Source organism: Ectothiorhodospira magna (assembly GCF_900110965.1).
GTDB classification, from domain to species: Bacteria; Pseudomonadota; Gammaproteobacteria; order Ectothiorhodospirales; family Ectothiorhodospiraceae; genus Ectothiorhodospira; species Ectothiorhodospira magna.
On sequence record NZ_FOFO01000024.1, the window covers coordinates 22,890 to 48,592 of the forward strand.

Annotated in this window: 25 protein-coding genes and 1 pseudogene; 16 read left to right on the top strand and 10 right to left on the bottom strand. The window is 61.1% G+C overall.

Translation table 11 applies throughout. The features are described 5' to 3' along the window. Window positions 1-78: 78 nt before the first annotated feature. Both BMX62_RS10340 and BMX62_RS10345 read right to left on the bottom strand, forming a co-directional pair. Complete coding sequence (locus BMX62_RS10340) at window positions 79-537, bottom strand: hypothetical protein (protein WP_090208395.1); 459 nt, start codon at window positions 535-537, stop codon at window positions 79-81. Window positions 538-664: 127 nt separating this feature from the next. Further along, window positions 665-901, bottom strand: a complete 237-nt coding sequence (locus BMX62_RS10345; protein WP_090208398.1) for a hypothetical protein — start codon at window positions 899-901, stop codon at window positions 665-667. A gap of 150 nt (window positions 902-1,051) precedes the next feature. On the opposite strand from BMX62_RS10345, the gene BMX62_RS10350 reads away from it, so the two are divergent. Genes BMX62_RS10350 through BMX62_RS10360 form a run of 3 tightly spaced genes read left to right on the top strand, consistent with a single transcriptional unit; the run spans window position 1,052 to window position 2,555 of the window. Continuing rightward, entirely contained in the window at window positions 1,052-1,708 is a 657-nt protein-coding gene (locus BMX62_RS10350) for a hypothetical protein (protein ID WP_090208402.1), read from the top strand. Beyond that, complete coding sequence (locus BMX62_RS10355; RefSeq protein ID WP_090208405.1) at window positions 1,705-2,184, top strand: YcgN family cysteine cluster protein; 480 nt, start codon at window positions 1,705-1,707, stop codon at window positions 2,182-2,184. Before BMX62_RS10350 ends, BMX62_RS10355 begins: the two co-directional genes overlap by 4 nt. Further along, window positions 2,184-2,555: an RNA-binding S4 domain-containing protein gene (locus BMX62_RS10360; protein WP_090208408.1), complete on the top strand. Its 372-nt coding sequence runs from the start codon at window positions 2,184-2,186 to the stop codon at window positions 2,553-2,555. The genes BMX62_RS10355 and BMX62_RS10360 overlap by 1 nt, the downstream gene beginning before the upstream one ends. 58 nt (window positions 2,556-2,613) lie before the next feature. On the opposite strand, the gene BMX62_RS10365 is transcribed toward BMX62_RS10360, so the two are convergent. Continuing rightward, window positions 2,614-3,681 (bottom strand): class III poly(R)-hydroxyalkanoic acid synthase subunit PhaC, encoded by a 1,068-nt coding sequence (locus BMX62_RS10365; RefSeq protein ID WP_090208410.1) that lies wholly within the window; start codon window positions 3,679-3,681, stop codon window positions 2,614-2,616. 15 nt (window positions 3,682-3,696) lie between these two features. Beyond that, on the bottom strand, window positions 3,697-4,812 hold the full coding sequence (gene phaE / locus BMX62_RS10370; protein WP_090208413.1) for a class III poly(R)-hydroxyalkanoic acid synthase subunit PhaE: 1,116 nt from the start codon (window positions 4,810-4,812) through the stop codon (window positions 3,697-3,699). A gap of 412 nt (window positions 4,813-5,224) precedes the next feature. On the opposite strand from phaE, the gene BMX62_RS10375 reads away from it, so the two are divergent. The 10 genes from BMX62_RS10375 (at window position 5,225) to panD (ending at window position 14,673) form a co-directional block, all read left to right on the top strand. Beyond that, window positions 5,225-6,409, top strand: coding sequence for an acetyl-CoA C-acetyltransferase (locus tag BMX62_RS10375; protein ID WP_090208416.1), 1,185 nt, complete (start codon window positions 5,225-5,227; stop codon window positions 6,407-6,409). Between the two features lie 85 nt (window positions 6,410-6,494). Next, window positions 6,495-7,061, top strand: coding sequence for a polyhydroxyalkanoate synthesis repressor PhaR (gene phaR, locus BMX62_RS10380; protein WP_202906255.1), 567 nt, complete (start codon window positions 6,495-6,497; stop codon window positions 7,059-7,061). 196 nt (window positions 7,062-7,257) lie between these two features. Next, on the top strand, window positions 7,258-7,626 hold the full coding sequence (locus tag BMX62_RS10385; RefSeq protein WP_162273534.1) for a phasin family protein: 369 nt from the start codon (window positions 7,258-7,260) through the stop codon (window positions 7,624-7,626). A 90-nt stretch (window positions 7,627-7,716) separates the two neighbouring features. Continuing rightward, window positions 7,717-8,463 carry an acetoacetyl-CoA reductase gene (phbB, locus tag BMX62_RS10390; protein ID WP_090208424.1) on the top strand — a complete coding sequence of 249 codons (747 nt, stop codon included), beginning with the start codon at window positions 7,717-7,719 and terminating at the stop codon, window positions 8,461-8,463. A 421-nt stretch (window positions 8,464-8,884) separates the two neighbouring features. Beyond that, entirely contained in the window at window positions 8,885-10,381 is a 1,497-nt protein-coding gene (locus BMX62_RS10395; protein WP_238375956.1) for a peptidoglycan DD-metalloendopeptidase family protein, read from the top strand. A 114-nt stretch (window positions 10,382-10,495) separates the two neighbouring features. Next, complete coding sequence (gene pcnB, locus BMX62_RS10400; protein WP_090208430.1) at window positions 10,496-11,848, top strand: polynucleotide adenylyltransferase PcnB; 1,353 nt, start codon at window positions 10,496-10,498, stop codon at window positions 11,846-11,848. 5 nt (window positions 11,849-11,853) lie between these two features. Continuing rightward, the gene (gene folK / locus BMX62_RS10405) at window positions 11,854-12,375 is read left to right on the top strand and encodes a 2-amino-4-hydroxy-6-hydroxymethyldihydropteridine diphosphokinase (RefSeq protein ID WP_090208434.1); all 522 of its coding nucleotides are present in this window, start codon (window positions 11,854-11,856) and stop codon (window positions 12,373-12,375) included. 119 nt (window positions 12,376-12,494) lie between these two features. Next, window positions 12,495-13,310, top strand: coding sequence for a 3-methyl-2-oxobutanoate hydroxymethyltransferase (gene panB / locus BMX62_RS10410; protein WP_090208436.1), 816 nt, complete (start codon window positions 12,495-12,497; stop codon window positions 13,308-13,310). 7 nt (window positions 13,311-13,317) lie between these two features. Continuing rightward, window positions 13,318-14,178 (top strand): pantoate--beta-alanine ligase, encoded by an 861-nt coding sequence (panC, locus tag BMX62_RS10415; RefSeq protein ID WP_090208439.1) that lies wholly within the window; start codon window positions 13,318-13,320, stop codon window positions 14,176-14,178. Window positions 14,179-14,292: 114 nt separating this feature from the next. Continuing rightward, window positions 14,293-14,673, top strand: coding sequence for an aspartate 1-decarboxylase (gene panD / locus BMX62_RS10420; protein WP_090208488.1), 381 nt, complete (start codon window positions 14,293-14,295; stop codon window positions 14,671-14,673). Between the two features lie 55 nt (window positions 14,674-14,728). Here panD and BMX62_RS10425 read toward each other — a convergent pair whose 3' ends face one another. The 3 genes from BMX62_RS10425 to glgA form a co-directional block, all read right to left on the bottom strand. Further along, entirely contained in the window at window positions 14,729-14,935 is a 207-nt protein-coding gene (locus BMX62_RS10425) for a hypothetical protein (RefSeq protein WP_090208442.1), read from the bottom strand. Window positions 14,936-15,158: 223 nt separating this feature from the next. Then, on the bottom strand, window positions 15,159-17,999 hold the full coding sequence (gene ppc / locus BMX62_RS10430) for a phosphoenolpyruvate carboxylase (RefSeq protein WP_090208446.1): 2,841 nt from the start codon (window positions 17,997-17,999) through the stop codon (window positions 15,159-15,161). Continuing rightward, on the bottom strand, window positions 17,999-19,450 hold the full coding sequence (gene glgA, locus BMX62_RS10435) for a glycogen synthase GlgA (protein WP_090208449.1): 1,452 nt from the start codon (window positions 19,448-19,450) through the stop codon (window positions 17,999-18,001). Before glgA ends, ppc begins: the two co-directional genes overlap by 1 nt. Window positions 19,451-19,584: 134 nt before the next feature. Between glgA and pgi the strand changes: the two genes are divergently transcribed. After that, entirely contained in the window at window positions 19,585-21,234 is a 1,650-nt protein-coding gene (gene pgi, locus BMX62_RS10440) for a glucose-6-phosphate isomerase (protein WP_090208452.1), read from the top strand. 7 nt (window positions 21,235-21,241) lie between these two features. Here pgi and BMX62_RS10445 read toward each other — a convergent pair whose 3' ends face one another. Continuing rightward, a complete protein-coding gene (locus tag BMX62_RS10445) occupies window positions 21,242-22,738 on the bottom strand; it encodes an SLC13 family permease (protein WP_090208456.1) in 1,497 nt (498 codons plus the stop codon). A gap of 162 nt (window positions 22,739-22,900) precedes the next feature. Here BMX62_RS10445 and fbp point away from each other — a divergent pair, with 162 nt between their 5' ends. Continuing rightward, on the top strand, window positions 22,901-23,926 hold the full coding sequence (gene fbp / locus BMX62_RS10450; RefSeq protein WP_090208459.1) for a class 1 fructose-bisphosphatase: 1,026 nt from the start codon (window positions 22,901-22,903) through the stop codon (window positions 23,924-23,926). A gap of 13 nt (window positions 23,927-23,939) precedes the next feature. Here fbp and queG read toward each other — a convergent pair whose 3' ends face one another. Together queG and BMX62_RS10460 are read right to left on the bottom strand one after the other, a co-directional pair. Beyond that, window positions 23,940-24,974, bottom strand: coding sequence for a tRNA epoxyqueuosine(34) reductase QueG (gene queG, locus BMX62_RS10455; RefSeq protein ID WP_238375957.1), 1,035 nt, complete (start codon window positions 24,972-24,974; stop codon window positions 23,940-23,942). A 61-nt stretch (window positions 24,975-25,035) separates the two neighbouring features. Then, window positions 25,036-25,137 (bottom strand): annotated as a pseudogene (locus BMX62_RS10460) (transposase); the annotation flags it as partial. 177 nt (window positions 25,138-25,314) lie between these two features. Here BMX62_RS10460 and BMX62_RS10465 point away from each other — a divergent pair. Next, window positions 25,315-25,703: helix-turn-helix domain-containing protein (locus BMX62_RS10465; protein WP_238375958.1), on the top strand; the 389-nt coding region annotated here is incomplete at its 3' end.

Below are 25,703 nucleotides of genomic sequence, written 5' to 3' on the forward strand. Positions count from 1 at the left end.
GGGGCAGGCAAGGCAACGCCAACACAGCACCACCATAATGGCCCGCCCCCCGTATCGGAGGGCGGGTGTCATCCGGCATCAGGTGACGTCAAAGAACCGACTGGAGTCTGCCGGACGGTTGGGGTCGGGGAACATATCCCGGGCGATACGGGCTTCCAGCCGCTCCTGAAGCTGGGACAGGGCTGCCGGATTGGGGTCATTTCCGGTGTTGCCCAGTGGGTCCGGGCCGGGGGCCTGGGTGGCCTGGGGAGCCGGAGCGGTCACCGCCATCCGGGCAGGATCGGGGCCGGCATTGGGTGCGGTGTCCCCCTCGCGGGCCGCCTGCATCCGGGCCTGGGCCGCCAGTTCACTGCTGCCCTGTTGACGGGCGATGGCCTCTTCTGCAGAACGGGAGGTATCGGCGCGCCCCTGCTCGGCTTCCTGGCTGTTGAGCACGGCCCGCTCGATGTCGGTAGCGGTGATGGTGCCACCGCCGCCTTCCCGCTCCACCAGAGCGGGAACCACCGCGTTGGGGATGACCGGCTGTACGGGATTCATAACTGGGGTCGTGACGATCATAAAACCTCCGCAGGAAAAGCCCTGACCGGAGTCAGGGGTGGACGGGCTACTGCGATGGGGCAGCCACAAAAATCAGAGGCATACCATGCACCTTCAAGACCTGTTTTCAGGCCTTCACGTCGATGAGTGTGCCTAGCATCCGATCTGCCGTCTGTAGCACCTTGACGGATGCTTCCACCTGATTAACGTGCTGAATCTGCTCCACCAAGGGCGCTGCCAGACCTCGCGGCGCGGTGCCATCCATCTGTCCGGCGCTGGCGATTTCCGCCGCGCCGGCACGCAGACCCTGCATGCCGGTATGGATACCCGTCAGTGCGTTGTGGTTTGCGGCGGAGATGAGCATAAGCGTATCTTGGATTGGGGCTTACTATAAGTGTAGTCCAATATTGGGGACTTGTCTGCCGTGGGCTGGATTTTCCTGCCTATGGTGGTAGCGCCCGGTGTCGCCAGGAATGTTAACCTTGCGACTCCAAGGCACTCTTTTGACATCATCATGCTCAGAAAAATTCTGCTCACGTTGTCCGTGGCCATCCCTTTTTTCGGTCTGGCCCTGTTGCTGACCGGCGCCCCACCCCGGATTCATTATGACGACCTGCCCTGGGAGGTGACGGTTCATGATGACGGGACCGCCAGTGTTTTTGGTATCCATCTGGAACAGACGCCGTTGACCGATCTGCAGGCGCGGTTTGTGGTGCAGCCTGAGTTGACCGTCGTGGGGTATCAGGAGGCTTCACCGGCTGTACTGGCTGATTTTGGACCTGTAAAACTGGGGCCTTTTGAGGCCATGTTCCTGGCGGTATCTGCCGTGGATGACACGCCGCCGGCCCAATGGTGGCAGGATGCCAAGGGGGCAGAGGGCACCCTGTCGGCCACCCAGGCCCAGATCGCCCAGGCATTGCCGGTGACCGAAATCATTTATGAGCCCCGTGCCCGCTATGACGACGCCTCGGTATTGGGTCGCTTTGGTGAACCCCATGACGAGGTGGCCATGGACGACGGTCGCCGTTACTGGTTATACCCGCAACAGGGGCTGGTGCTGATGTTTAATCCCCAGGGTCGGGATGTGCTGCATTACGTCGCACCAGCCCGGTTTGAGGCGGTGGTCACCGCTATCCTGACCGGTCAGCACCCGGCCCGGCCCCAGCCATGACCGGGGCCGTTCCCAAGGCCGATTTTTGGGTGGGGCGTTTGCTCACCGATCTGGCGCCCCATGAATGGGAGGCCCTGTGTGACGGTTGTGGGCGCTGCTGTCTGCACAAGTTGCAGGATGAGGACACCGGTGTCATTTATTACACCGATGTGGCCTGCCGTCTGCTGGACCCCTGGACCTGTCGCTGTCGGTCTTACCCGGATCGCCTGGATCTGGTCCCGGACTGTATCCAGTTGACCCCAGCGGAGGTGACCCAGGTGGAATGGCTGCCGCCTACTTGTGCCTATCGCCGGTTATATGAAGGCCGGGGGCTGGCACCGTGGCATCCCCTGCGCAGTGGTGACCCGGAAAGTGTGCACCGGTCGGGGGTATCAGTGCGCGGTCGAAGTCTGTGTGAAGCGCAGATGCGGGGGGACTGGACGGCCCGGATTGTAGATTGGCCCGATAGGGATCACAACGGCATGGTACAAAGCTGATGAGAATTGATAAATGGCTCTGGGCCGCCCGTTTCTTCAAAACCCGCCCCTTGGCCGCCGAGGCAGTGAATGGGGGGCATGTCCATGTGAACGGACAACGGGTCAAGCCTTCTCGACAGATCAGAACCGGGGATCAGTTGCGGATCACCTGCCAAAGCGCAGTGTGGGACGTGGAGGTCATGGCATTGAACGACCGCCGGCGGCCCGCCGCCGAAGCCCGGACTTTATACCAGGAGTCCAGGGCCAGTCAGGTCCGTCGTGAGGAAGAGGCCGAGGCCCGACGTCTGGCCCGGCTGGCAGCACCCCATACCGATCATCGCCCGGATCGCCGGGACCGGCGGCATATCCGTCGTTTTATCGGCAAGACATAGGGCTGGATTGACAGCCCTGTTCCCGGCCTGCAGGCCGGGAACAGGGTGCCCATGGGGGTCAGTTGCGTTCCTTGACCCACTTGCCGATGGCCGGCGGCACGGTCTTTTGTGCCTTGCCGCTCACATAGATACCGATATGGCCACCGGGGAAGGACAGCTCGGTGTAGTCCTTGGTGCCCACCTTGCCCGCCAGGGCCTTGGAGGCATCGGGCGGCACCAGATGATCCTGCTCGGCAAAAATGTTGAGCACTGGCATGGTCACATTGGCCAGATCGATCTCATGCTCACCGATACGCAGGCCACCGTTCATCAGCTTGTTCTGCTGGTAGAAGTCCTTGATGAACTGGCGGTAGGTTTCGCCGGCCTGGTCCGGGCTGTCAAAGATCCATTTTTCCATGCGCAGGAAGTTGTCCAGCTTGGACTTGTCCTGCAGCACTTCCACCATATCCAGATACTTCTGACCCATGAGCTGATAGGGCTTGAGGTTGAGGAAGGTCCAGTTGAGCAGTTCACCTGGAATGTTACCCATGGTGTCCACCAGGGTGTCGATGTCCACGTGCTTGACCCAGTGGGAAAGGATGTTATCCGGGGTGTGGAAATTCACCGGAGTGACCATGGTGATCAGGTTTTGCACCTTTTCTGGATGCATTGCGCTGTAGCACAGGCTGAAGGTACCGCCTTGGCAGATGCCCAGAATATTGATTTTGTCCAGTTTGTGACGGTGGCAGATTTCGTCCACACAGCGGTCCAGGTAACCGTTGAGGTAATCGTCCATGGTCAGGAAACGGTCAGCCCGATCCGGGTAACCCCAGTCGATCAGGTAGACATCCATGCCCGCATCCAGCAGGCCCTTGACCGTGGAACGGTCTTCCTGCAGGTCGGTCATGTAGGGGCGGTTCACCAGAGCATAAACAATCAACAAGGGTACCGGGTGCTGTACAACGGAGGCCGGTGCCTGGAAGCGGTACAGGGTGAGCTTGTCTTCCCGGTATACGGCTTCCTTGGGGGTCACGCCGGCGGGAATATCGCCAGCATCGGCCAGGTTCTGCAAGCCTTGGGTCAGCTTGTTCTGGAAGGTGGTCAGTTCGTCCATGACCTGATCGGGTCTAATCTGAATCGGAAGCATTGGCCGGCTCTCCTTTTAGTCGTTCTGCTTGGCCTTGGTGGATGCGGTCTGGCGTTTCGGGGTCGTGGTGCGGCCGCTGCGGGCAGGCGTAGCACTGGCCGTGCGGGAGGCGCTGGCGTTGTCCTTGTTCTGGCTGGCGGTGCTGGTCCCGGATTCGGCCTTGGCCGGAGGTGCCATACTGTTGACCTGATCGGTCAGTTTGCGCAGTGCAGACTTGAGGGCATGCTGTTCACGCCGACTTTCCTGCAGGCGACGATGGAGGGTGTTGACCTCGCAGCGGGTGGGCATGTTCAGGCTTTCGCTGACTTCGTCCATCAACCGGGTGCCCTGGTGCTTGACCGCCATCAGGTGATTGACCATTTCGCCATACAGTTTGGCGTACTCCTCGGACATGACAAATTCGCCGTAGACCTCCTCGCAGACATCTATCCACTCGTCATACAGGGCGCGCATGGAGGTGATGGGCTGGTCCTGACGTCCGGCATCGTCCAGGCGGGCGCGGAAGCGGTCGATGGAATCCATGCCCACCTTGTTGAAGGCGGCCTGGTAGTTCTGCATGGCCTGCTGGTAATTGATCACCACCTTGGCCAGATTTTGGTACTGCTCCTGGGATTCGCGGGTGTAGCCCACGCCGGGTACCGACAGGAAACGGTCAAGCTGTTCCTGCACCGCATCGCCGTAGGGGGCGCGGGCCGGGGGACGCAGGGCCTGCATGAAATCGCCGGGCATGGGCATGAAGGAGGACGTGGCCCGTCGCCAGGTATCCATGGGCATCTGCCAGAAGGCATTGGCATCCTTGCTGGCACCGGGGATCTGGGTAAAGCCCTGGAAGGCGCTGTTCATCTGGTCAAGCCACCGGTTGAGGGCTTCGGTGGCATTGTTGCCCTGGTAGAGGTTTTCGGCCATGGAAAAATAATTCCGGCCCATTTTGAGCATCTGCTCCATGGCCTCATTGCCAGAGAGGGGCATGCCGCTACCCACGGTCTTCCACCACTGATCCAGGCCATCGGCCCAGCCGGTGTGGCCTGGATTGTGGTTGCCCATGGCCTTGCGGCTCATGTCCATCCAGGCCGACCAGTACTTGCGCTGGGCTTCCATCCAGTCTTCGGGGGTGAAGGGGTTATCAGCCATTTAATGATCTCCTTTGGGTCCGTTCCGGGCCAGGTGGTTGTCATTGAGAGGATCGCGGTTTGCGACCGGAAAATCAAAATGTTCGACCGGATAGGGTGGCGGTCGGGATGTTTCGGTGTCTGGGAGAAGGCGACAGCATACAGGATTATCTGTCAAGGTTAGCATAGATTTGTGCAGTGCAACATTGGCAATGATGATTCCCGGTTGGTCATGGATGCGCCGGTTCTGGTATAAACAGCCGGAGCACTTGCCCGATCCTTCGGGGGTTATGCCTCTCTTTTGGATCAAACAGGGCAGGAAAGCAAGGGCATGTCACCTGTCGTGTGCGCTGTTCCCGGCTCGTCAAGGGCGGGGTGGTGTTGTGGTCATGCCATTATCCAGGCAGTAAATGCCCCTGATCAGGAGGACTTTCATGGCTGAATCCATTGTCATTGTTGGTGCGGCACGCACCCCGGTTGGCACCTTTAACGGTTCCCTGTCCCAGATCCCGGCTTCGGCCCTGGGCGCTGCGGTCATCAAGGCGCTGCTGGCCCGCACGGGTCTGTCTGCCGAGCAGGTGGACGAGGTGATTTTGGGGCAGGTGCTGCAGGCGGGGGTGGGTCAGAATCCGGCCCGTCAGGCTGCCCTGGCAGCGGGTATTCCTCATGCCGCGCCAGCCATGACCATCAACAAGGTGTGTGGCAGCGGTCTCAAGGCCGTGCATCTGGCCTGGCAGTCGGTGCTGTGTGGTGATTCCAGCGTGGTGATTGCCGGTGGTCAGGAAAACATGACTGCCTCACCCCATGTGCTCCCCGGTTCTCGCCAGGGAAGCAAGATGGGAGACTGGAAAATGGTGGATACCATGATCAAGGATGGCCTGTGGTGTGCCTTCAATGATTACCACATGGGCACCACCGCCGAGAACATTGCCACCGAATTCAGGATCAGCCGGGAAGAGCAGGATGCCTTTGCCGCCCAGTCCCAGCAGCGGGCCGAGGCTGCCCAGAAGGCGGGATACTTCAAGGACGAGATCGTGCCGGTGGAGATTCCCCAGCGAAAGGGTGAAGTCAAGGTGTTTGATACGGATGAATTCCCCCGTCACGGCACCACGGCAGAAGGTCTGGGCAAGTTGCGGCCTGCCTTTAGCCGGGAAGGTACGGTAACCGCCGGCAATGCCTCTGGCATCAATGATGGCGCCGCTGCCGTGATGGTGATGCGTGAGTCCATGGCCAACGACCTGGGATTGACACCCCTGGCCCGTATTGTGTCCTTTGCCGCCGCCGGCGTGGACCCGGCGATCATGGGTACCGGTCCCATCCCCGCCACCATCAAGTGTCTGGAGAAGGCCGGCTGGCGTCCCGCGGATCTGGACATGGTGGAGGCCAACGAGGCCTTTGCCGCCCAGGCCATCGCTGTCAACAAGCAGCTGGGCTGGGACCTGTCCAAGGTGAACGTGAGCGGTGGGGCCATTGCCATCGGCCATCCCATCGGTGCCTCCGGTGCCCGGGTGCTGGTGACCCTCCTGCACGGCATGAAGCGCACCGGTGCCCGGCGGGGTCTGGCCACCCTGTGCATCGGTGGTGGTCAGGGCGTGGCCCTGGCGGTGGAGGCCGTCTGACGGGACGAAGGGTCCAGGGTGGGTCCGGCGGTGTTTCCGCCGCCGGGCCTGCTGCCTGCTTGCAGTGCATGACAGATGATGGGAGATGCGGGTGAACGAGCCGCGGATAGTGAAGAAATACCCCAATCGGCGACTTTACGATACCGAGGAAAGCCGGTACGTCACGCTGGCCGATGTGCAGCAACTGGTGCGGCGCGGGATCAATGTGAAGGTGGTGGACAGCCAGTCAGGCCGGGATATTACCCGGGGCATCCTGATTCAGATCATCACCGAGCAGGAAACCGCAGGAGAACCCCTGTTTACCACTGAAATGCTGGTGCGGTTCATCCGTTTCTACGATGAGGCCGTCCATGAGGCCTTTTCCGGCTATCTGGACCAAAGCCTGCGATTTTTTGCCGAGCAGCAGCGGGATTTCAATGACCGGATGCGGGATGTGCTGGGGGGCCGGGCCACCTGGGATATCACGGAGATGACCCGTCGCAATCTGGAATTCTGGAAAGGCATGCAGGACCAGTTTTTCAAGGCTGCCGTGTTTCCGGCCGGAAGCCATGACCCCAAACGGGACCCATCCACCCCTTCGGTAGAGGCCAAACCTCCAGCTGTGGGGGAAGATCCGTCCTCCACCGGGCCGAAGGGGGGGGATAGCCGCTAAGGGGGCTCATCCCCCAGACTGCGGGGCATCGATCATGTGACCGGCTTGACGCCGGTATCGGGTGAAGGTATATGTTGCATTGCAGCATCGGCGATGCCGGAATCATCCGCTGCGTCTGTTTATCCTTGGTATTCAGAAACATCAACGTCAACCCTGCTCCCGCCCATGAAGGATGGGAGTGCCCGTGGAGGTACTGATGGACACCATCGAACTGTTTAACAAGACCAATCAGGCCAGCCTTGAGCAGGTCCGCAAGCTCACTGACATCAACCAGCAGACCTTCCAGAAGCTGCTGGAGCAGCAACTGGACTTGACCACCAGCCTTGTGAGTGTGAGCATGAAGCACCTTGAGCAGGTGGGCAAAGCCAAGGGATATCAGGAACTCGTGACCTTGCAGGGCGGCCTGCTGCGGGCATACAGTGAGCAGATGACCACGACATTCAAACAGGGTCACGAGATTTTGAACGATGCCCGCCATTCCATGAACCGGTTGATGGACGACTCCGTGAAGGTGGCGGAGGAGACAGTCAAGCATGTGGGTACTGTCGCCAGGAAAGCGGCCTGATGTGCATGATGCAGGTCGGTTTCCCCCGATCAGTCCAGTAACCGTCTGTTCCCTGCGGCTGCGGGGGTGAACCTTGAAGGAGTTCCGATAGTGACCAAGCGAGTAGCATTAGTAACCGGTGGTACCGGTGGTATTGGTACCGAGATCTGTAAGAGACTGGCCCGGCAGGGGCACACGGTGGTGGCCAATTATTTGCCTGCACTGCAGGCTGATGCCGAGTCCTGGCAGCAGCAGATGAAGGCGGATGGGCTGGAGATGCACATCGTCCCCGGTGACGTGTCCTCGTTCCAGTCCTGCGCCAATATGGTGCAGGACATTGAGTCCCGCCTGGGGCCCATCGACATTCTGGTTAACTGCGCCGGCATCACCAAGGACAAGACCCTGCGCAAGATGACCGAAGACCAGTGGTTTGATGTCATCAACATCAACCTCAACAGCGTGTTCAATGTCACCCGCCAGGTGGTGGAAGGCATGACGGGTCGGGGTTTTGGGCGCATCGTCAACATCTCTTCGGTGAACGGCCAAAGGGGTCAGTTTGGTCAGGCCAACTACTCCGCAGCCAAGGCCGGCATGCACGGCTTCACCATGGCAGTGGCCCAGGAAACGGCGGCCAAGGGCGTCACCGTCAATACCGTGTCCCCCGGCTACACAGCCACGGCCATGACCGATGCCATGCCCGAAGATGTGCGCAATGCCATCGTGGCCCAGATTCCGGCAGGACGGATGGGCAGCACCAATGACATCGCCTTTGTGGTGGCCATGCTCTGTGACGAGGAAGCCGGCTATATCACCGGCGCCAATATCCCCGTCAACGGCGGTCTGTTCACCTCCTTCTGATCCCTCCTTGCCACGGCGACGTGGTGAATTGCGGCACGTTCGTTCCCACGGGTCCCATCTTCGGGACCCGTTTTTTGTGCCCTGCCTGGATTCAAAAGTGTGACGCTCATCACAAAAAAGTAAAAGTGATACAGTAAAAATGCATCCTGGTTGCTTGATTTGATGATAGTTATTCCCAGGCACTTTTATGTGGGGTATTCTCCCCTCTGTTTTTGGGGTTAGCTGTTCCGCAAGGGACTTTCGTCCCATCTGGCGGGCAATGGCATCGCCCGCAAAAGGGACGTCGGCGCCGCCGATGTCTCCAGCGCTTTGACCATGTGGCTCTGGCCGATAGCCGGCAGGGTCCGGTGCCCGAAGCAGATGTGCCGTCAGAATCTGGCGGGATCAGGGCAAGGCAATGTGAGCAAATTACGGGGGCATTATGCCGTTTTCAAGACCAAGTTTTTCAGTGGTGATGGGTATCTTTGCCATTTGTCTTATCATTACTGCTTTGTATCCCAACATTTTATCCGGATTCAGCACTGAACAAAGCACCGCTTCCTACCCTCTGGTCACATCCCTTGAGATTCCCCGTGAGCTTCCGGCCGATGGTGCTCCGGTCGCCTTTGACCCCCCCCCTCCTGAACCCCGCCGCCGCATGGCGGTTGCCTCTGCTGCCGAAGTGGGTGCCGGTGATCTGCAGCGTACGGCGTTCATTCAGCAGGAACGGGCTGTCCCCGCCCCCAGTGTCGATGACAATCCCACATCCTACGAGTCTTTTGACCTGGGAGATGACGACACCCTCTCCTCCCCGGCATCCCAATGGTTTGAATATACCGTGGCCCGGGGGGATCGTCTGTCGTCCTTGTGGGTCAATGACTGGGGACTGCCCCTGGCCACCCTGTACCGGCTGTTGGGAGACGGGGAAAACGCCCGCATACTCAATCGCCTCAGTGTGGGCCAGCAGGTGGAGTGGCAGACCGACGAGGAGGGCTACCTGACCCATCTGCGAATCTGGACCGAACGGGGCAAGGGAGTGGAATGGGAACGGGTGGCCGATGGCTGGGACTTTGAGCGCCGTGAGGTGGAAAACGTCCGCGAGATCACCCACATGGTGATCACAGCCCAGGTTGAGGGGAGCATTTCCGCCGCCCTGGCGGGTCGGGAGGAACTGTCTGGCCGCGCTGCCGCCGCCCTGGCTGTGTTGCTGGATCGTCATCTGCCGGTACGTGCCCATGCCCGCAGCGGAGACATGTTCTCCCTGCTGGTGGAACAGGAAACCCTGGCGGGGGAATCCGACCCCATCGAACTGCGACTGCTGGCTTTTGATTACCAGGGTGCACAACTGAACATCAGTGCTGCCCGGCATGTGGATGGCCGTTTCTACACCGCCGAAGGGCATAGCCTGTTGCCGCCTTTCGACCGTCGGCCCTTTACCGGCAGCTATCGCATCAGTTCTCCCTTCGATCTGCGTCGCCGCCATCCGGTGACCGGCACCGTAGCGCCCCATCACGGGACAGATTTTGCCATGCCCATCGGTACCCCCATTCTTGCCCCTGCCGATGGCCGGGTGGTGCGGGTGGATGAGCATCCCCTGGCGGGCCGCTTCCTGGTGATTGAACATGGACAGGGCTATACCACCCGTTACCTGCATTTGAGCCGTGCCCTGGTACGTCCGGGCCAGACGGTGGAGCGGGGGCAGCGCATTGCCCTGTCCGGTAATACCGGGCGCAGCACCGGCCCCCATCTGCATTACGAACTCCATGTTAACGGTCGTCCTGTGGATGCCATGCGGGCCGAATTGCCTCGCAGCGAACGGCTCACCGGCGAGGATCTCCGGCGTTTCCAGAAAGTGAGCAGCACCCTGCTGGCGGAAGTCAAAGGCCCTCGCCAGACCCGTCAGGTGGCATTGCTGCCGTATGCTGAAATGGCCATGTGACCCATAGGCCGCCGGACGGGCACTGTCCCGTCCGTGGGCGCCGGCCTTGTCAGATAATCTTTGTCCAAGGGAAGCTGCTATGATAGCGCCCTCGATCAGCAGCATGAGACCTGCGTGTCCAACGAAATTCAACCAGTCCAGTCTGAAACCGGCGACCATGCTCCACGGGTCTATGCCCGGGCAGAGCATGTGATTTCCCGAGCCCATATCAGCGATAACGCCCTTAAAGTACTGTATCGCCTCAAGGATGCAGGGTTTCGCGCCTGCCTGGTGGGGGGCGGGGTGCGTGATCTGTTGCTGGGTCGGGAACCCAAAGACTTCGATGTGGCTACCGATGCCCATCCAGAGCAGGTTCGGCGTCTGTTCCGCAACTGTCGTCTGATTGGCCGTCGTTTCCGTTTGGCCCATGTGTTCTATGGGCAGGAAATTATCGAGGTGGCCACCTTCCGGGCGCCCCATGACAATTTTGCCGATGATGGAGACACCGCAAACGGTGGTCAGGCTTTGGTAGAAGACGGTCGTATTATTCGGGATAACGTCTACGGCACCATTGAACAGGATGCCTGGCGCCGGGATTTTTCCGTCAATGCCCTGTACTACGACATCGAGAATTTTTCCGTGGTGGATTACACCGGGGGTATGGACGACCTTAAGCAGGGTGTGCTGCGACTGATTGGTGATCCGGAAGTGCGCTACCGTGAGGACCCGGTACGGATGCTGCGGGCCGTGCGCTTTGCCACCAAACTGGGGTTTCGTCTGGATAAGGCCACCCAGGAGGCACTGCTCCGGTTGGGCCCTTTGCTGCAGGATGTGCCTCCGGCGCGACTGTTCGACGAAGTCATCAAGCTGTTCCATGCCGGTTACGGCCTACAGACCTTTGAAGCCCTGCGCCATTATGGCCTGTTTGGCCAGATCTTCCCGCTGACCGAGGACGCCCTGGCCCATGAGGAAGACGGTTTTCCCATCACCTTCGTCGCCAATGCCCTGAATAACACCGACGAACGTATCCAGTCCGGCAAGGGTGTCAATCCCGCTTTTCTCTATGCGGTTCTGCTCTGGGAGCCAGTTCGGCATGTGGTTGGGCAACTGATGGACGATGGTGAAGCAGAATTGCCGGCCCTGCAGCATGCCGGTGGGGTGATCCTGTCCCGGCAGGCCCGACATATCCTGATTCCCAAGCGGTTTGCCTTGCCCATGCGGGAGATCTGGGAACTACAACCCCGGTTCGAGCAGCGGCGTGGCGCCAGGGCCTTGCGCCTGCTGGGGCATCCCCGGTTTCGGGCCGCCTACGATTTTTACTGCCTGCGGGCGGCCTCGGGTGAAGCGCTCAGTGAAGGATGTGAATGGTGGACCCGTCTGCAGGCGGTGGATGAGGCAGAGCAGCGCCGCATGGTCGATGTTGCCGACAAAAAGACCCGTACCCGCCGCCGGCGCCGATCCCGGCGTAGCGTATCCGGCAACGCCTGACCCCAATGGTGTCCACCCTGGCCTATATCGGTATCGGTGCCAATCTGGGGCAGCCACAACAGCAGGTGCGTGATGCTCTGGCGGCTTTGGCGTGTTTGCCTCGGACCCGGCTACGGTGTCATTCTTCCTTGTATCGTAGCCCGCCCATGGGACCACCAGATCAGCCAGATTACATCAATGCGGTGGCTGAACTGGATACCGCCCTGTCCCCGATGGCGCTGTTGCGGCTTTTACTGGACCTGGAACGGCAGCATGGCCGGGTACGTCAGGGAGAACGCTGGGGTCCGCGTACCCTGGATCTGGATATCCTGCTCCACGGTGACCGGATCATCCAGACCCCCCGTTTAACGGTGCCTCATCCTGGCTTGGGGGCGCGTGCCTTTGTCTTGTATCCCCTGGCAGAAATTGCCCCGGAGCTGTCCGTTCCCGGTCTGGGACCACTGACGTCCCTGCTGGCCTGCTGTCCCCTGGGGGGACTGGAACGGTTGCCGGCTCCCTCATTGCCGATGACACCGGTAAGGCTTTAACAGGCTTGGAGTCGACGCAGTGGCCAAGTATAGTTTGATCCACGGGTGATCATCCCGCGCCCTGCCGGATGGTTCAGTGGCGCGGTTTCCCTTCTTTTCTCTGCAACCGCGGATATAGCGTGAGCGTACATTCCCAGATAAAACGACTGACCCTCAGGGATCTCCAGGGTCTGTGTGAGAAGCAGGAACCCATTGTCAGCCTCACTGCCTACGATGCCACTCAGGCCCGCCTGATGGATGCCGCAGGCGTGGATCTGGTGTTGGTGGGGGATTCCCTGGGCATGGTGGTGCTGGGCTATGAGACCACGGTGCCGGTGACCATGGACGATATGATCTATCATAGCCGGGCCGTGGCCCGTGGCCTGCGCCGGGCCTTGCTGATGGTCGACATGCCTTTCATGAGCTACACTTCGGTGGATCAGGCTCTGGGCAATGCGGCCCGACTCATGCAGGAGGGGGGGGCACAGATGGTCAAGCTGGAGGGAGATGCCCAGCAGGTGGCCGTGGTGGCTGCCCTGGCCCATCAGGGGGTGCCGGTCTGCGCCCACCTGGGGTTACGGCCCCAGTCAGTACATAAACTGGGTGGGTACCGGGTTCAGGGCCGTGAAGCTACCGCCGCCCGACGCATGGTGGAGGATGCCATGGCCCTGCAGGATGCAGGTGCTGACCTGTTGCTGCTGGAATGTGTGCCATCCGCCCTGGCGGCAGAGATTCGCACCCTGGCCCGGATTCCGGTGATTGGTATCGGCGCTGGCCCTCAATGTGATGGGCAGATTCTGGTGGTGCAGGATCTATTGGGCATGACGGATCACGCCCCCCGCTTTACGAAGAATTTCCTGGCCGGTCAGCCCGATATTCAGGCCGCGCTGGCCGCCTATGTTCAGGCGGTCAAATCCGGTGCATTCCCCGCTCCCGAACATAGTTTTCTTGCCTGATCTGATTATGGATATCCTACATCACGTTGCGGAACTGCGGAGCCGGCGCCGGACCTGGCAGTCCCAGGGCCATAGTGTCGCCCTGGTACCCACCATGGGGCATCTTCACCCAGGCCATCTGGCTTTAGTGCATCATGCCCGGACCCTGGCAGACCGGGTGGTGGTCAGCATCTTCGTCAATCCCCTGCAGTTTGACCGGGCAGACGATCTGGCGGCCTACCCCCGCACCCTGGCACAGGATTGCCGGCTTTTGGCGGAGGCGAACGTGGACCTGGTGTTTGCTCCTGCCGAAGATGCCCTCTACCCGGCAGGTCGGGATCAAGTGACCCGGGTGGAGGTCCCTGGACTGTCCGATCTGCTGGAGGGCGCCCATCGACCGGGGCATTTTTCCGGCGTGACCACCGTGGTGTGCAAGCTGTTCAACCTGATCCAGCCGGATGTGGCGGTATTTGGCGAGAAGGATTTTCAGCAGTTGCTGCTGATCCGGCGCATGGTGGCCGATCTGGATCTGCCTGTGAGTATCCAGGGGTTGCCCACGGTTCGTGAGGCCGACGGTCTGGCCCTGAGTTCCCGTAATGTTTACCTGACTCCCCAGGAGCGTGCCCTGGCTCCAGCCCTCTATCAGACCCTTTGTGAACTGGCTGAGGGGTTGCAGGCTGATGGGGGCGATCCCGATGGGCTGGCCCGCCATGCAGAGAAAACACTTGAAAAACGGGGGCTACGGCCCGATTATGTTGCAGTGCGGCGAAGGCAGGATTTATTACCGCCTCAGCCTGGAGATACCCAATGGGTGATCCTGGCTGCTGCCTGGTTGGGCCGGGCTCGGCTTATTGATAACCTATGCCTGGATTTACCCTCACTTGAGTGAATGAGGGGGTGGGTGTAGTCAGCACCGGCCAGGGCCGGTCTTCAAATCCAAGGACGACAACGAAAGCCCCTCGGGGACTCGAAGGGGCGCAATGCCTGGAGGATGTTTGCGATCATGTTTTTGACTCTGCTCAAATGCAAGCTGCACAGAGCGGCAGTGACCCATGCCGAGCTGGATTATGAAGGCTCCTGTGCCATCGACTCGGATCTTCTGGAACTGGCGGGCATTCGCCCCTATGAGCAGATCCAGATTTATAACGTGACCAATGGAGAGCGTTTCACCACCTATGCCATCCGTGCCGAGGCGGGCAGTCGGGTGATTTCAGTTAATGGTGCCGCCGCCCATAAGGCCAGCCCGGGAGATCGGGTGATCATCTGTGCCTATGCCCAGATGACAGCGGCGGAGGCTGATCTGTTCAAGCCTTCCTTGGTCTATTTGAACGAACATAATCACGTTACCGGTACCGGCGATGATATCGCCACCCAGGCGGCCTGATCCGACGGCGCCCGCCCTCTGGACGGGGCGGGCGCAAAAAAGTACAGTTACGGGATCAGCAGCTGCGCTGGTGTCTTGACCGGCTCAGGCAATCCAGGTGCCAGTGGCATTCCGTACGCTCGCAATACCCGGTTTCGGCATTGCCGAAGCAGGGAGAATGCCCTTCTGTGACCTGAATGGTGCGGATCAGTTCCATCTTGGGCAGGCCGCCGGGGTCGATGCCTTTGTTGAGTGCGATATAGCGAACAGTGGCCAGATTCATTGTTTCCTCCGCGAGAAAACCCGTCCTTCAGGGCGGGGAGGGATGGCGGCTGTAGTATGACAGCCGCGGAAGTGGTGGTGGACCGTCCACTCACCGGGCCATATTGCATTGCACCATAATGGTGCATTAAGCCATGCCTTATCGAGTATGGCTGATTTGGCGGATTTTGCCCGCCATCCCGCCGTCTGGACGCTACCTTTTGTCTTGTGAATTAGCCCTTTGGTCAGCCGGTGTTGCGCATGCCTGCAGCAATGGCGTTGATGGAACGCAGCAACGGGGAGAGCCAGGGGTCATAGGCTGTGCCGGACCCGGTCCCTTGCAGGGCGCGATGACGTCGCAGCAGGGTGATTTGAATATGGTTGAGGGGATCAAGGTAAGGGTTTCTGCGCATCAGGGACAGGGCCAGTACCGGGTGGTCATCCAGCAGGTTATCCTTGCCGGAGATGGTCAGCACCTCTTCTACCGTCCGCAGGTACTCTTCCCGAATCAGACCAAACACCCGCGCCGCCAGAGTGCGGTCATGACAAAGCCGGGCGTATTCCCCTGCAATGTCCATATCCGCCTTGGCCAGGGACATCTGGCTGTTGGAGAGCAGGGCGCGAAAGAATGGCCATTGTTCGTACATCCGGCGAAGCTGATCCAGGCGTCTGGGGTCTTCTCCCCGCCATTGTTTCAGGGCGGTACCCAGGCCGTACCAGGCTGGCACGGTATGTCGTGACTGGGCCCAGCCGAAGACCCAGGGAATGGCACGGATGGACCCCTTGGAGCGATCCGTCTGGCGTCGGTGAGAGGGGCGGGAGCCGATGTTGAGACGACCGATTTCCTCCACCGGGGTGGCTTCGTAGAAATAATCCAGTACCCCTTGGGTCTGATCGGTCAAGGTGCGATAGGCGGTTTCTCCGTACTGGGCCAGGGTATCCATGATCTCAAGGTGGGCCGCTTGATCCTCGTGACCCAGGCCAATCAGGCCGGCACTGGCCTTGATCAGCCCGGTGGTGCCCATACTCAGTTCATAGATGGCAGTTTCAGTGTTGCTGTACTTGTAGGACAGCACCTCCCCCTGTTCGGTGAACTTGATCCGGCCCTGTACCGTGCCCGGTGGCTGGGACAGGATGGATTCATGGGTGGGGCCGCCGCCCCGACCAATGGTGCCACCCCGGCCATGGAACAGACGGCATTCCACTTCATGAGCATCGGTGAGGGCGATAATCTGCTGCTGGGCCTGGTAGAGATTCCAGGCAGAGGCCAGGATACCGCCATCCTTGCAGGAATCTGAGTATCCCAGCATGATTTCCTGAAGATTGCCTGAGGCCCGCAACAGGTCGCGGTACACCTTGTTGCCCAGCAGATGTTTGAGCACCGACTCCACATGGCGCAGATCTTCGATGGTTTCAAACAGGGGCGAGACCCGCAGATGACAAAAGGGCTGGCCCGGATCGGTATGGCCACATAGCCCCGCCAGCCGTGCCAGCAACATCACTTCCATGACATGAGAAGCGGCGTGGGTCATGGAGATCACATAGGTACCGATGCCTTCTGCCCCCACCTCGCCGCGCATGCGGGCAATGACATGAAAAACCTCCAATGTTTCCCGGGTGGTTTCGGACAGGGCGTCATCGGGAAGGTCCGGCAACTGTTCCCGTGCCAGCAGGGCCGAGAGTCGTTCCAGGCGGGAGGCTTCGTCCTGTGTGCTGTAGTCCGGCTCTGGTTCCCATTGGGCCAGAATATCTGTCACCGCCGCAGTGTGTACGGTGGACTCCTGGCGCACATCCAGGTGATGCAGGTGAAAGCCGAAGGTTTCCACCAGGCGGATCAGGTCGGTCAGTTCTCCACGGGCTGCATTGCCATCCCCGTGGCTGATCAGGGAGTCCCGGATCAGGGTCAGATCCCGCAGCAGGGCCTGGCTGGACCCATAGGCCGCATGGGTGGGGATCACCGCCGCTTCCCCGGCGAGCCGGCGCTGCACCGTATCGAGGGTTTCCCGCAGCCGGTAACGGATGATGTAGAGCTTGCGCCGGTAAGGCTCTGATTCCATCGTGTCCGGCAGATCCTTGAACACCGCCGGAGAAAGGCTTTCGTCCTCCTCAAGGCTTTCCATAAAGGCCTCGGTAGGGCGGCACATCAGCAGGGAATGGGTCAGGACAAAACGCAGGGTATGGACCCGGCGCAGGTATTCCGACAGCACCTGCTCCATGGCCAGGCGGCAGGCCATCTCGGTGATGGCCGGCGTGACGTAGGGATTGCCGTCCCGGTCGCCGCCGATCCAGGAGCCAAAGCGCAGAAAACCGGGCACCGGAATGGCCGGATTGCCGTGTTCATCGCTGCCGTAGCTGCGCCGGATCGCCTTTTCCAGCAGGCGGTAGGTATGGGGCACGGCGGCAAACAGGCTTTCCACGTAATAGAACAGTCCGTATTTGATTTCGTCCTGCACCTGGGGTTTTTTCATGCGTACTTCATTGGTGCGCCATAGAATCTGGATCTGCATCTCAAGCTGGCGGGTCAGTTCTTCCCGTTCCTCCCGACCCAGACGCGGCATGTCCAGGCGCTCCGCCGCCAGGAAGATGCGTCGCTGGGCCTCCATCACCGTGCGGCGACGAGCTTCGGTGGGATGAGCGGTGAACACCGGCATGTATTCCAGATGACTGAGCAGGCTGGCCAGGGTTTCGGGGGGAATGCCCTGGGCCTGGAACACCCGGATGGTGTGATCAAAGGAGCCCAGCCACAGGGGGCCGCCTTCCGCCACCTGACGGCGTCGTTCCCGATGCAGGTATTCCTCTTCCGCCAGATTGACCAGACTGAAGTAAATGCTGAAGGCCCGGATGATGGTTTCCAGGGTTTTGGGGTCCAGGGCGTCGATATAGCGCATCAGACGTTCCCGTTTGTCCGGGTTGTCTTTCTTGCGCAGGGCAACAAAACCCTTGCGCAGGGTCTCCACCGCCTGCAGTACCGCGTCCCCTTCCAGGCGCCGGATGATGTTGCCCAGCAGATTGCCGAACAGTTTCACCCGGGCACGCAGTTCCCGGTCCCTGGGGACCAAAAAGCGGGAGGTATCCTTGAATGACATTAGCGGCTCACCAGTTTTTTGTAGAGATCCTGATAGGTCTGGGCGCTGCGGTCCCAGCTGAATGCCTGGCGCATGCCGTGGCCCATGAGACGGGTCCAGGTGCCATGGTCCTGGTATAGGGCAAGGCCCCGTTGAATCGCCTCGCTCAGGGCCTCAGTGGTGGGGGCGTCGAAAACCAGACCAGTGGCCGTGCCAGCTTCCAGATGCTCGGCATTGGCATCCACCACCGTGTCTGCCAGTCCACCGGTGCGGCGGACCACGGGCACGGTGCCATAGCGCAGACTGTAGAGTTGGTTCAGGCCGCAGGGTTCAAATCGGGAAGGCATCAGGAACAGGTCTGCCCCCGCCTCCACCTGGTGCGCCAGCGCCTCGTCATACCCCACATGCAGGCCCATGGCCCCCGGATAACGGCCAGCCATGGCCCGGGCATGGGACTCCAAAGCCCGGTCGCCACTGCCCAAAATGACCAGTTGCGCCTGTCCAGCCGCCAGCAGGGGTTCACAGGCAGACAGGATCAGGTCCACTCCCTTTTGTGCCACCATACGCCCCACATGGCCCAGCAGCGGGATGTGGGGATTGACCTCCAGACCCAACCGGGCCTGCAAGTCAGCCTTGCAGTCGGCCTTGCCTTCGGGTTGTTCGGCGTTGTAGCGCCGGGATAGATGCCGATCCTTGGCCGGGTCCCAGTGGCGGTAATCGGCACCATTGAGGATGCCGCTGAGATGTTGGGCACGGGCGTTGAGCAGTCCATCCAGACCATGACCAAACTGGGCGCTGCAAATTTCCCGGGCATAGGTGGGGCTGACCGTGGTGAGATGGTCCGCATAGACCAGCCCCCCCTTGATGAACGAGAGCTGACCATGAAATTCCAGGCCGTACATGCCCCAAAATTCCGGCGGCAGGATCAGATCCTCGTGGGCATGACGGGGGAACAGGCCCTGGTAAGCCAGGTTGTGGATGGTGAACAGGGTGGCTGGCCGGTCCCGATGCTGGGTCAGCAACGCCGGAGCCAGACCCGTCTGCCAGTCGTTGCAATGCAGAACCTGGGGCTTCCAGTCCAGACCGGCCTGGTCCAGGGATAATGTCACAATGGCCCGGGCAAAAACGCCAAAGCGCAAGTGATTGTCCTGCCAGTCACGCCCGTCGGAGGCCCGGTAGGGATCTCCGGCACGATCAAAGTGCAGGGGTGAGTTCACCAGATAGAGCTTGACCCGGGTTTTGGGTAGCAGTCCTTCCAGAATCTGTACCGGTTGCTCACTGCCGGCCACGGAGAACTCGGCCACCGTCTTCAGCTTGCCCGCGGCAGCCCGGGCGGCGGGATAGGCGGGCAGGATCAGGCGGATATCGTGCCGGAGCCGTTTCAGGGCCGGGGGCAGACTGCCGCACACATCCGCCAGGCCGCCGGTTTTGATGAGGGGGTGTGCCTCGCTGGTGGCGAAGAGAATTCGCATAGGCCGATGTCACGGTCGCGCCGTCCCGGTAGGGTGAGGTCACGACCATGAAGCGCTCCCTGTTTATGATGGGTTTAGGGCCATCATAATAAATAAATCATCCCGTGTTCGTGAACATAGAAATGGAGTCACCGATGAGCAACCCATTGCCCCAAACCCTCGCCTGGCAAGCCCTGGAAGCCCATTATGAGGCGGTACGCCATCTTCACATGGGTGAGCTTTTTCGCCAGGACCCCCAGCGTTTTCAGCGTTTTAGCCTGCAATTTGAAGATATTTTGCTGGACTACTCCAAGAATCGCATCACGGCAGAAACCCGCCATCTGCTGATGGAACTGGCCCAGGCCGCCCAGGTGTCCCAGTGGCGGGACCGCATGTTCGCCGGTGAGCGCATCAATACCACCGAGGACCGGGCGGTACTCCATGTGGCCCTGCGCAACCGCAGTGACCGGCCCATGTGGGTGGATGGGGAAGACGTGATGCCCCAGGTGCGCCAGGTGCTGTCCCGGATGGGGGACTTTGTGGCGCGGGTGAGATCGGGACAATGGACCGGGCATACCGGCCAGCCAATCCAGCATGTGGTGAATATCGGCATCGGCGGCTCGGACCTGGGGCCGCTGATGGTCTGCGAGGCCCTGAAACCCTATGCCCATGAGCGTCTGCAGATGCATTTTGTCTCCAACGTGGACGCCACCCATCTGACCCGGACCCTGGCCCAGGTGGACCCGGAGACGGTGCTGTTCGTGATCGCTTCCAAAACTTTCACCACCCAGGAAACCCTCACCAATGCCCATTCGGCCCGGCGCTGGTTCCTGGAACAGGGGGGCAGTGAGGCAGCCATTGCCCGTCATTTCGTGGCAGTGTCCACAAACCTGGAAGCGGTGACCGCCTTTGGCATCGACCCGGCCAATATGTTTCAGTTCTGGGATTGGGTGGGGGGACGCTATTCCCTGTGGTCCGCCATTGGCCTGTCCATTGCTTTGTCCCTGGGTATGGAGCATTTCGAAGCCCTGCTGGATGGCGCCCACGCCATGGATGAGCATTTTCGTACCGCGCCGCTGGAGGAGAACATGCCGGTGATCCTGGCCCTGCTGGGGGTGTGGTATGTGAATTTCTTCGGCGCCCGCAGCCATGCCATCCTGCCCTATGACCAGTATCTGCACCGGTTCCCCGCCTACTTCCAGCAGGGGGACATGGAGAGTAACGGCAAGTCGGTGGACCGGCAGGGGCGGCGGGTGAGCTGGCACACCGGGCCGGCCATCTGGGGTGAGCCGGGCACCAATGGCCAGCATGCCTTCTATCAGCTCATCCACCAGGGGACCCAGCTCATCCCCTGTGATTTTCTGGCCCCCTGCCTGAGCCATCATCCCCTGGGGGAGCATCACCCTATTCTGCTGTCCAATTTCTTTGCCCAGACCGAGGCCCTGATGCGGGGCAAGACCCTGGAGGCATGCCAGGAGGAAATGCGGGCCGCCGGGATGTCCGAGGCCCAGGTACAGGCCCTGGCGCCCCATCGGGTGTTCGAGGGCAACCGGCCCACCAATTCCATCCTGTTCAAGCGCCTGACACCCCGTACCCTGGGGTCACTGATTGCCCTCTACGAGCATAAGATTTTCGTCCAGGGGGTGATCTGGAACGTGAATTCCTTTGATCAATGGGGGGTGGAGCTGGGCAAGCAACTGGCCCGCACCGTACTGGGGGAACTGCACGACCCGGACCCGGTGGTGGGGCATGATGCCTCCACCAACGGGCTGATCAATTACTACAAGCGGCTGGCCCGGGAGTAAGCCCGGCTCAGGTTCCAGCCAGCAGCGGCATGGCCAGGCCGAACACGGCGGCCACCACCAGTACCAGCGCGATCAGGCTGATGCGCCATCCCGCCCGCACCATGTCCGGCACCGTGATCCGTTCACTGCTAAAGACAATGGCGTTGGGCGGGGTGGCCACCGGCAGCATGAAGGCGCAGGAAGCCGCCAGGGCCACGGGAATCGCCAGCAGCAGGGGATCGTGACCCAGGCTGATGGCCAGGGCCGCCGCCAGCGGCAGCACCGTGGCCGCCGTGGCCGTGTTGCTGGTGACGTGACTGAGCAGCATGGCACTCAGGGCCACAATGCCCACCAGGGTCCAGGTGGGCCAGTTGCTCAGTTGTGCCAACGAGGCGGCGATGTGATCCGACAGGCCGCTGCCGCCGATGGCAGAACCCAGACTCAGGCCGCCCCCCACCAGGATCAGCACCCCCCAGGGCAGTTGGCGGGTGGATTCCCAGTCCAGCAGAAACTGGTGTCGCCTAAAATCTGCCGGAATCAGAAACAGGGCCAGGGCGCCGACAATGGCGATGCCCGGATCGGTGATGGAGATGCCAGGGAACAGGGATTCCAGCAGCGGACGCAGGATCCAGGCCAGGGCCACGGCGACGAACACCAGCAGCACCCGCAGTTCCGCCCGGGTCATGGGGCCGAGCTGTTCCCGCTGTTGGGTGAGCAGTTCGGCGATGCCTTCCAGCGGCCGCCGGGACACCGGGAAGGCCCAGCGACACAGTACCCACCAACAGGCCACCAGCAGGGTCAGGGCCAGCGGCAGACCCACCATCATCCACTGGGCAAAGCCGATCTGATGGTCGTAATGGTCGTTCATGTAGGCGGCGAGCAGGGCGTTGGGCGGGGTGCCGATGAGGGTGGCCATGCCGCCGATGTTGGCGCCAAAGGCGATTCCCAGCAGCAGGGCCAGCCCCACGTTGCGGACCTGGGCCTTGTCCATGCCCCGGTCTTCCAGCAGGATCAGCACCGAGATGCCGATGGGCAGCATCAGGGCGGCGGTGGCGGTATTGCTCACCCACATGCTCAGCCCCGCCGTGGCCCCCATGAAGCCGGCCACCAGGTGATCCAGTCGTTGTCCCGCCAGGCCCAGGATCAACAGGGCGATGCGCCGGTGCAGGTTCCAGCGCTGGATGGCCAGGGCGATCATGAAGCCGCCCAGGAACAAAAAGATCAGGGGGTTGGCATAGGGTGCCGCCGCTTCGGCGATGGTGCTGGCCCCCAGCAGGGGCAGCACGGCGATGGGCAGCAGGGCGGTGGCCGGAATGGGAATGGCCTCGGTCACCCACCAGATGGCCATGAGGGCGGTGAGGGCGGCCACGGCCCAGGTATGGGCGGCCAGTTCCCCCGGCGGACCCGCCAGCAACATGCCGAAAAAGACCAGGGGGCCAAGCACCAGCCCCAGCCTGGGCCGCCAGAGGGAAGGCGAGGCCGGCTTGGGTGCGGTGGATGTGCCGGCTTCCGTGGACGCAGTCATAATCTCTCCGCGAGGAATGGCGGTTGCGGTATTGCAACCGCTGGTGGGTGTCAGGATACCGAAACTGTCGGCGAGCAAGGGGCAGCCCGCAGGCTTCGAGGGTCATGGAGCAAGGCCCATGATATGCTTTTGCCGATCATAATGATGGCTGACGGATAAATCATGACAAGAGCAACCGGCACTTACAACATCACCACCCTCAATGAATTCATCATCGAGCGCCAGGCGGATTTTCCCTATGCCAAGGGGGAGCTGTCCCGGTTGCTGCACCATGTGGGCGTGGCGGCCAAGGTGGTGAACAAGAAGATCAACAAGGCAGGACTGGTGGACATTCTGGGCCGGGCCGGCGATGTGAACGTCCAGGGCGAGGATGTCCAGAAACTGGACCTGTTCGCCAACGAGCATTTCATCGCCGCCCTGCGTTCCACCGGCGAATGCTGCGCCATCGCCTCCGAGGAAGATCAGGAAATCACCGTCTTTGATGACGGCCTCCCGCTTGATGGCAAATATGTGTTCTGCATGGACCCGTTGGACGGCTCGTCCAACATCGACGTGAATGTCTCCGTCGGCACCATCTTTTCCATCTATCGTCGCCGCACCGAGCGGGGCACCCCGGCGGACCTGTCGGACTTTTTGCAGCCGGGGACGGAGCAGGTGGCGGCCGGTTACGTGATCTACGGTTCCTCCACCATGTTGGTGTACACCACCGGCAAGGGGGTGAACGGGTTCACCCTGGACCCGACCATCGGTGAATTCTGCCTGTCCCACCCGGACATCCGCACCCCCGAGCATGGCACCATCTACAGCATCAATGAAGGCAATTATGCCCATTTCCCGGCGGGGGTGAAGCAGTTCATCAAGCATTGCCAGGTGGTGGACCCGGACACCCACCGTCCCTATACCTCCCGCTACATCGGTTCTTTGGTCTCGGACGTCCACCGCAATCTTCTCAAGGGCGGGGTGTTCCTGTATCCCTCCACCCAGAAGGCCCCCCAGGGCAAGCTGCGTCTGTTGTACGAGTGCAACCCCATCGCCATGATTGCGGAGCAGGCCGGCGGCAAGGCCAGCGACGGCGCCCGCCGTATTCTGGAGATTCCCCCGGAGGATCTGCACCAGCGGGTACCGTTCTATGTGGGGTCACGGCAAATGGTGGAGACGGTGGAGCGGTGTCTGGCCGAGGCCCGATGACCGCGGCATTGTCTCATTGACCCTGACGGTCCAGGGCCCACCGCACATGCTCCCGCACCCAGGTGCTGGGATGTTCCAGTTGCTTCATCAGGGCTTCCCGAATGGTGGGTGAGGGCCGGGCATTGCCCAGCCCCACCGCCAGATTGCGCAGCCACCGTTCATGGCCGATGCGCCGGATCACCGAGCCTTCGGTGAGTCGCAAAAAGGTGGGTTCGTCCCAGTGGAACAGGGTCACCAGACTGACATCATCCAGCCCATGCCGGGCGCGGAAGTCCGGTTCCACCGCCACCTTGGCCCGGCGATTCCAGGGGCAGACCCGCTGGCAGTCATCGCAGCCGTAGATCCGGTTGCCCATCAATGGTCGCAGCGGCTCGGGGATGCTGCCGGGATGCTCGATGGTGAGATAGGAAATGCAGCGCCGGGCATCCAGTTCATAAGGCGCGACGATGGCCCCGGTGGGACAGGCGTCCAGGCAGGCCCGGCAGCGACCACAGTGACTGCGCTCCGGCGTATCCAGGGGCAGGGGCAGGTCGGTGTAGAGTTCACCCAGAAAGTACCAGGAACCGTGGTGCCGGCTGAGCAGGTTGGTATGCTTGCCGATCCAGCCCAGTCCGGCCTTCTCCGCCAGGGCCTTTTCCAGCACCGGGGCGCTGTCGACAAAGGCCCGGTAGCCAAAGGGGCCAGTGACCGACTCGATGCGCTCGGCCAGGGTCTGTAGACGCTTGCGCATCACCTTGTGGTAATCCCGCCCCAGGGCATAGCGGGTGATGAAGGCCGATTCGGAGTCGTGGAGCACGGACCCGGCATCCCGGGTTTGAGGTGGCCAGTAGGCCATGCGCACGGAGATGATGCGCAGGGTGCCCGGGACCAGTGCCTCGGGACGGGAGCGCCGGGTGCCATGACGGGCCATATAGTCCATTTCCCCATGGCGGCCCTGATCCAGCCAGCGCAGCAGATGCGCCTCGTGGGTGGTCAGGTCAGTGTCACAGATACCGGCCCGATCAAAGCCCAGTTCCAGCGCCCAGGTCTTGATCCGCTGGCTCAGCAAAAACCCGCGTGAACCCTCGCCCACTCGGGCGGGGAGGTCAGCGGGGGCCGCGCAAGCGGCCCTATTTTTGTGTCTTCTGCCCCTGAACATAGGCTTTCAACGTTTCGATAGTCACCCCGCCCGCGCTACAAGCGAAATACGATCTCGACCACAGCGCGGCGCTCTTGCTGAGGCGCGGAATACGAGTGACGCTGTGCCGCCATCGTCGGTAGACTGCATCCGCACTCACTTGAAATCCCCCGTTATCGCTATTAATCTATGGCTATTGTAGCAGCGAGCACTGACATGCTGAAGGCCACAAAGATTACGCATCTACCCCACGACCGAACAGGCGGCATTTCTGAACTGCCAGTTCGGCGCGGTGCGCTTTGTCTATAACACCGGCCTTCGCATCATATCTCATCGCTACCAATACCACGGCCAGTCGTTGAGCGCCAAACACGACATCAAGAAGCTGTTGCCAGTCGCCAAGAAATCGCGCAAGTATGGCTGGCTCAAAGACGCGGATTCCATGGCCCTCCAGCAGGCATGCCTGAACCTGGATCATGCCTTCCAATGCTTCTTCGATCCCCAGCAGAAGGCCGGCTATCCGCGCTTCAAGAGCAAGCGGGGCAAACAATCCAGCTATCACTGTGTCGGCGTCAAGGCCGGCGACGACTGGATCAAGGTGCCCAAGCTTGGACCGATCAGGGCCAGGGTGCACCGGAAGGTCGAGGGCACACTGAAAAG

What these genes read in the sequence shown, in the direction of transcription:
- BMX62_RS10375 (WP_090208416.1), top strand. Translation starts at nt 5,225, where the DNA reads ATGGCTGAATCCATTGTCATTGTTGGTGCGGCACGCACCCCGGTTGGC.
- glgA (WP_090208449.1), bottom strand. Translation starts at nt 19,450, where the DNA reads ATGCGAATTCTCTTCGCCACCAGCGAGGCACACCCCCTCATCAAAACC.
- BMX62_RS10360 (WP_090208408.1), top strand. Translation starts at nt 2,184, where the DNA reads ATGAGAATTGATAAATGGCTCTGGGCCGCCCGTTTCTTCAAAACCCGC.
- BMX62_RS10445 (WP_090208456.1), bottom strand. Translation starts at nt 22,738, where the DNA reads ATGACTGCGTCCACGGAAGCCGGCACATCCACCGCACCCAAGCCGGCC.
- BMX62_RS10385 (WP_162273534.1), top strand. Translation starts at nt 7,258, where the DNA reads ATGGACACCATCGAACTGTTTAACAAGACCAATCAGGCCAGCCTTGAG.
- BMX62_RS10345 (WP_090208398.1), bottom strand. Translation starts at nt 901, where the DNA reads ATGCTCATCTCCGCCGCAAACCACAACGCACTGACGGGTATCCATACC.
- panD (WP_090208488.1), top strand. Translation starts at nt 14,293, where the DNA reads ATGTTTTTGACTCTGCTCAAATGCAAGCTGCACAGAGCGGCAGTGACC.
- BMX62_RS10395 (WP_238375956.1), top strand. Translation starts at nt 8,885, where the DNA reads ATGCCGTTTTCAAGACCAAGTTTTTCAGTGGTGATGGGTATCTTTGCC.
- BMX62_RS10355 (WP_090208405.1), top strand. Translation starts at nt 1,705, where the DNA reads ATGACCGGGGCCGTTCCCAAGGCCGATTTTTGGGTGGGGCGTTTGCTC.
- fbp (WP_090208459.1), top strand. Translation starts at nt 22,901, where the DNA reads ATGACAAGAGCAACCGGCACTTACAACATCACCACCCTCAATGAATTC.
- BMX62_RS10340 (WP_090208395.1), bottom strand. Translation starts at nt 537, where the DNA reads ATGAATCCCGTACAGCCGGTCATCCCCAACGCGGTGGTTCCCGCTCTG.
- folK (WP_090208434.1), top strand. Translation starts at nt 11,854, where the DNA reads ATGGTGTCCACCCTGGCCTATATCGGTATCGGTGCCAATCTGGGGCAG.
- phaR (WP_202906255.1), top strand. Translation starts at nt 6,495, where the DNA reads ATGCGGGTGAACGAGCCGCGGATAGTGAAGAAATACCCCAATCGGCGA.
- panC (WP_090208439.1), top strand. Translation starts at nt 13,318, where the DNA reads ATGGATATCCTACATCACGTTGCGGAACTGCGGAGCCGGCGCCGGACC.
- pgi (WP_090208452.1), top strand. Translation starts at nt 19,585, where the DNA reads ATGAGCAACCCATTGCCCCAAACCCTCGCCTGGCAAGCCCTGGAAGCC.
- ppc (WP_090208446.1), bottom strand. Translation starts at nt 17,999, where the DNA reads ATGTCATTCAAGGATACCTCCCGCTTTTTGGTCCCCAGGGACCGGGAA.
- BMX62_RS10350 (WP_090208402.1), top strand. Translation starts at nt 1,052, where the DNA reads ATGCTCAGAAAAATTCTGCTCACGTTGTCCGTGGCCATCCCTTTTTTC.
- BMX62_RS10425 (WP_090208442.1), bottom strand. Translation starts at nt 14,935, where the DNA reads ATGAATCTGGCCACTGTTCGCTATATCGCACTCAACAAAGGCATCGAC.
- phaE (WP_090208413.1), bottom strand. Translation starts at nt 4,812, where the DNA reads ATGGCTGATAACCCCTTCACCCCCGAAGACTGGATGGAAGCCCAGCGC.
- BMX62_RS10365 (WP_090208410.1), bottom strand. Translation starts at nt 3,681, where the DNA reads ATGCTTCCGATTCAGATTAGACCCGATCAGGTCATGGACGAACTGACC.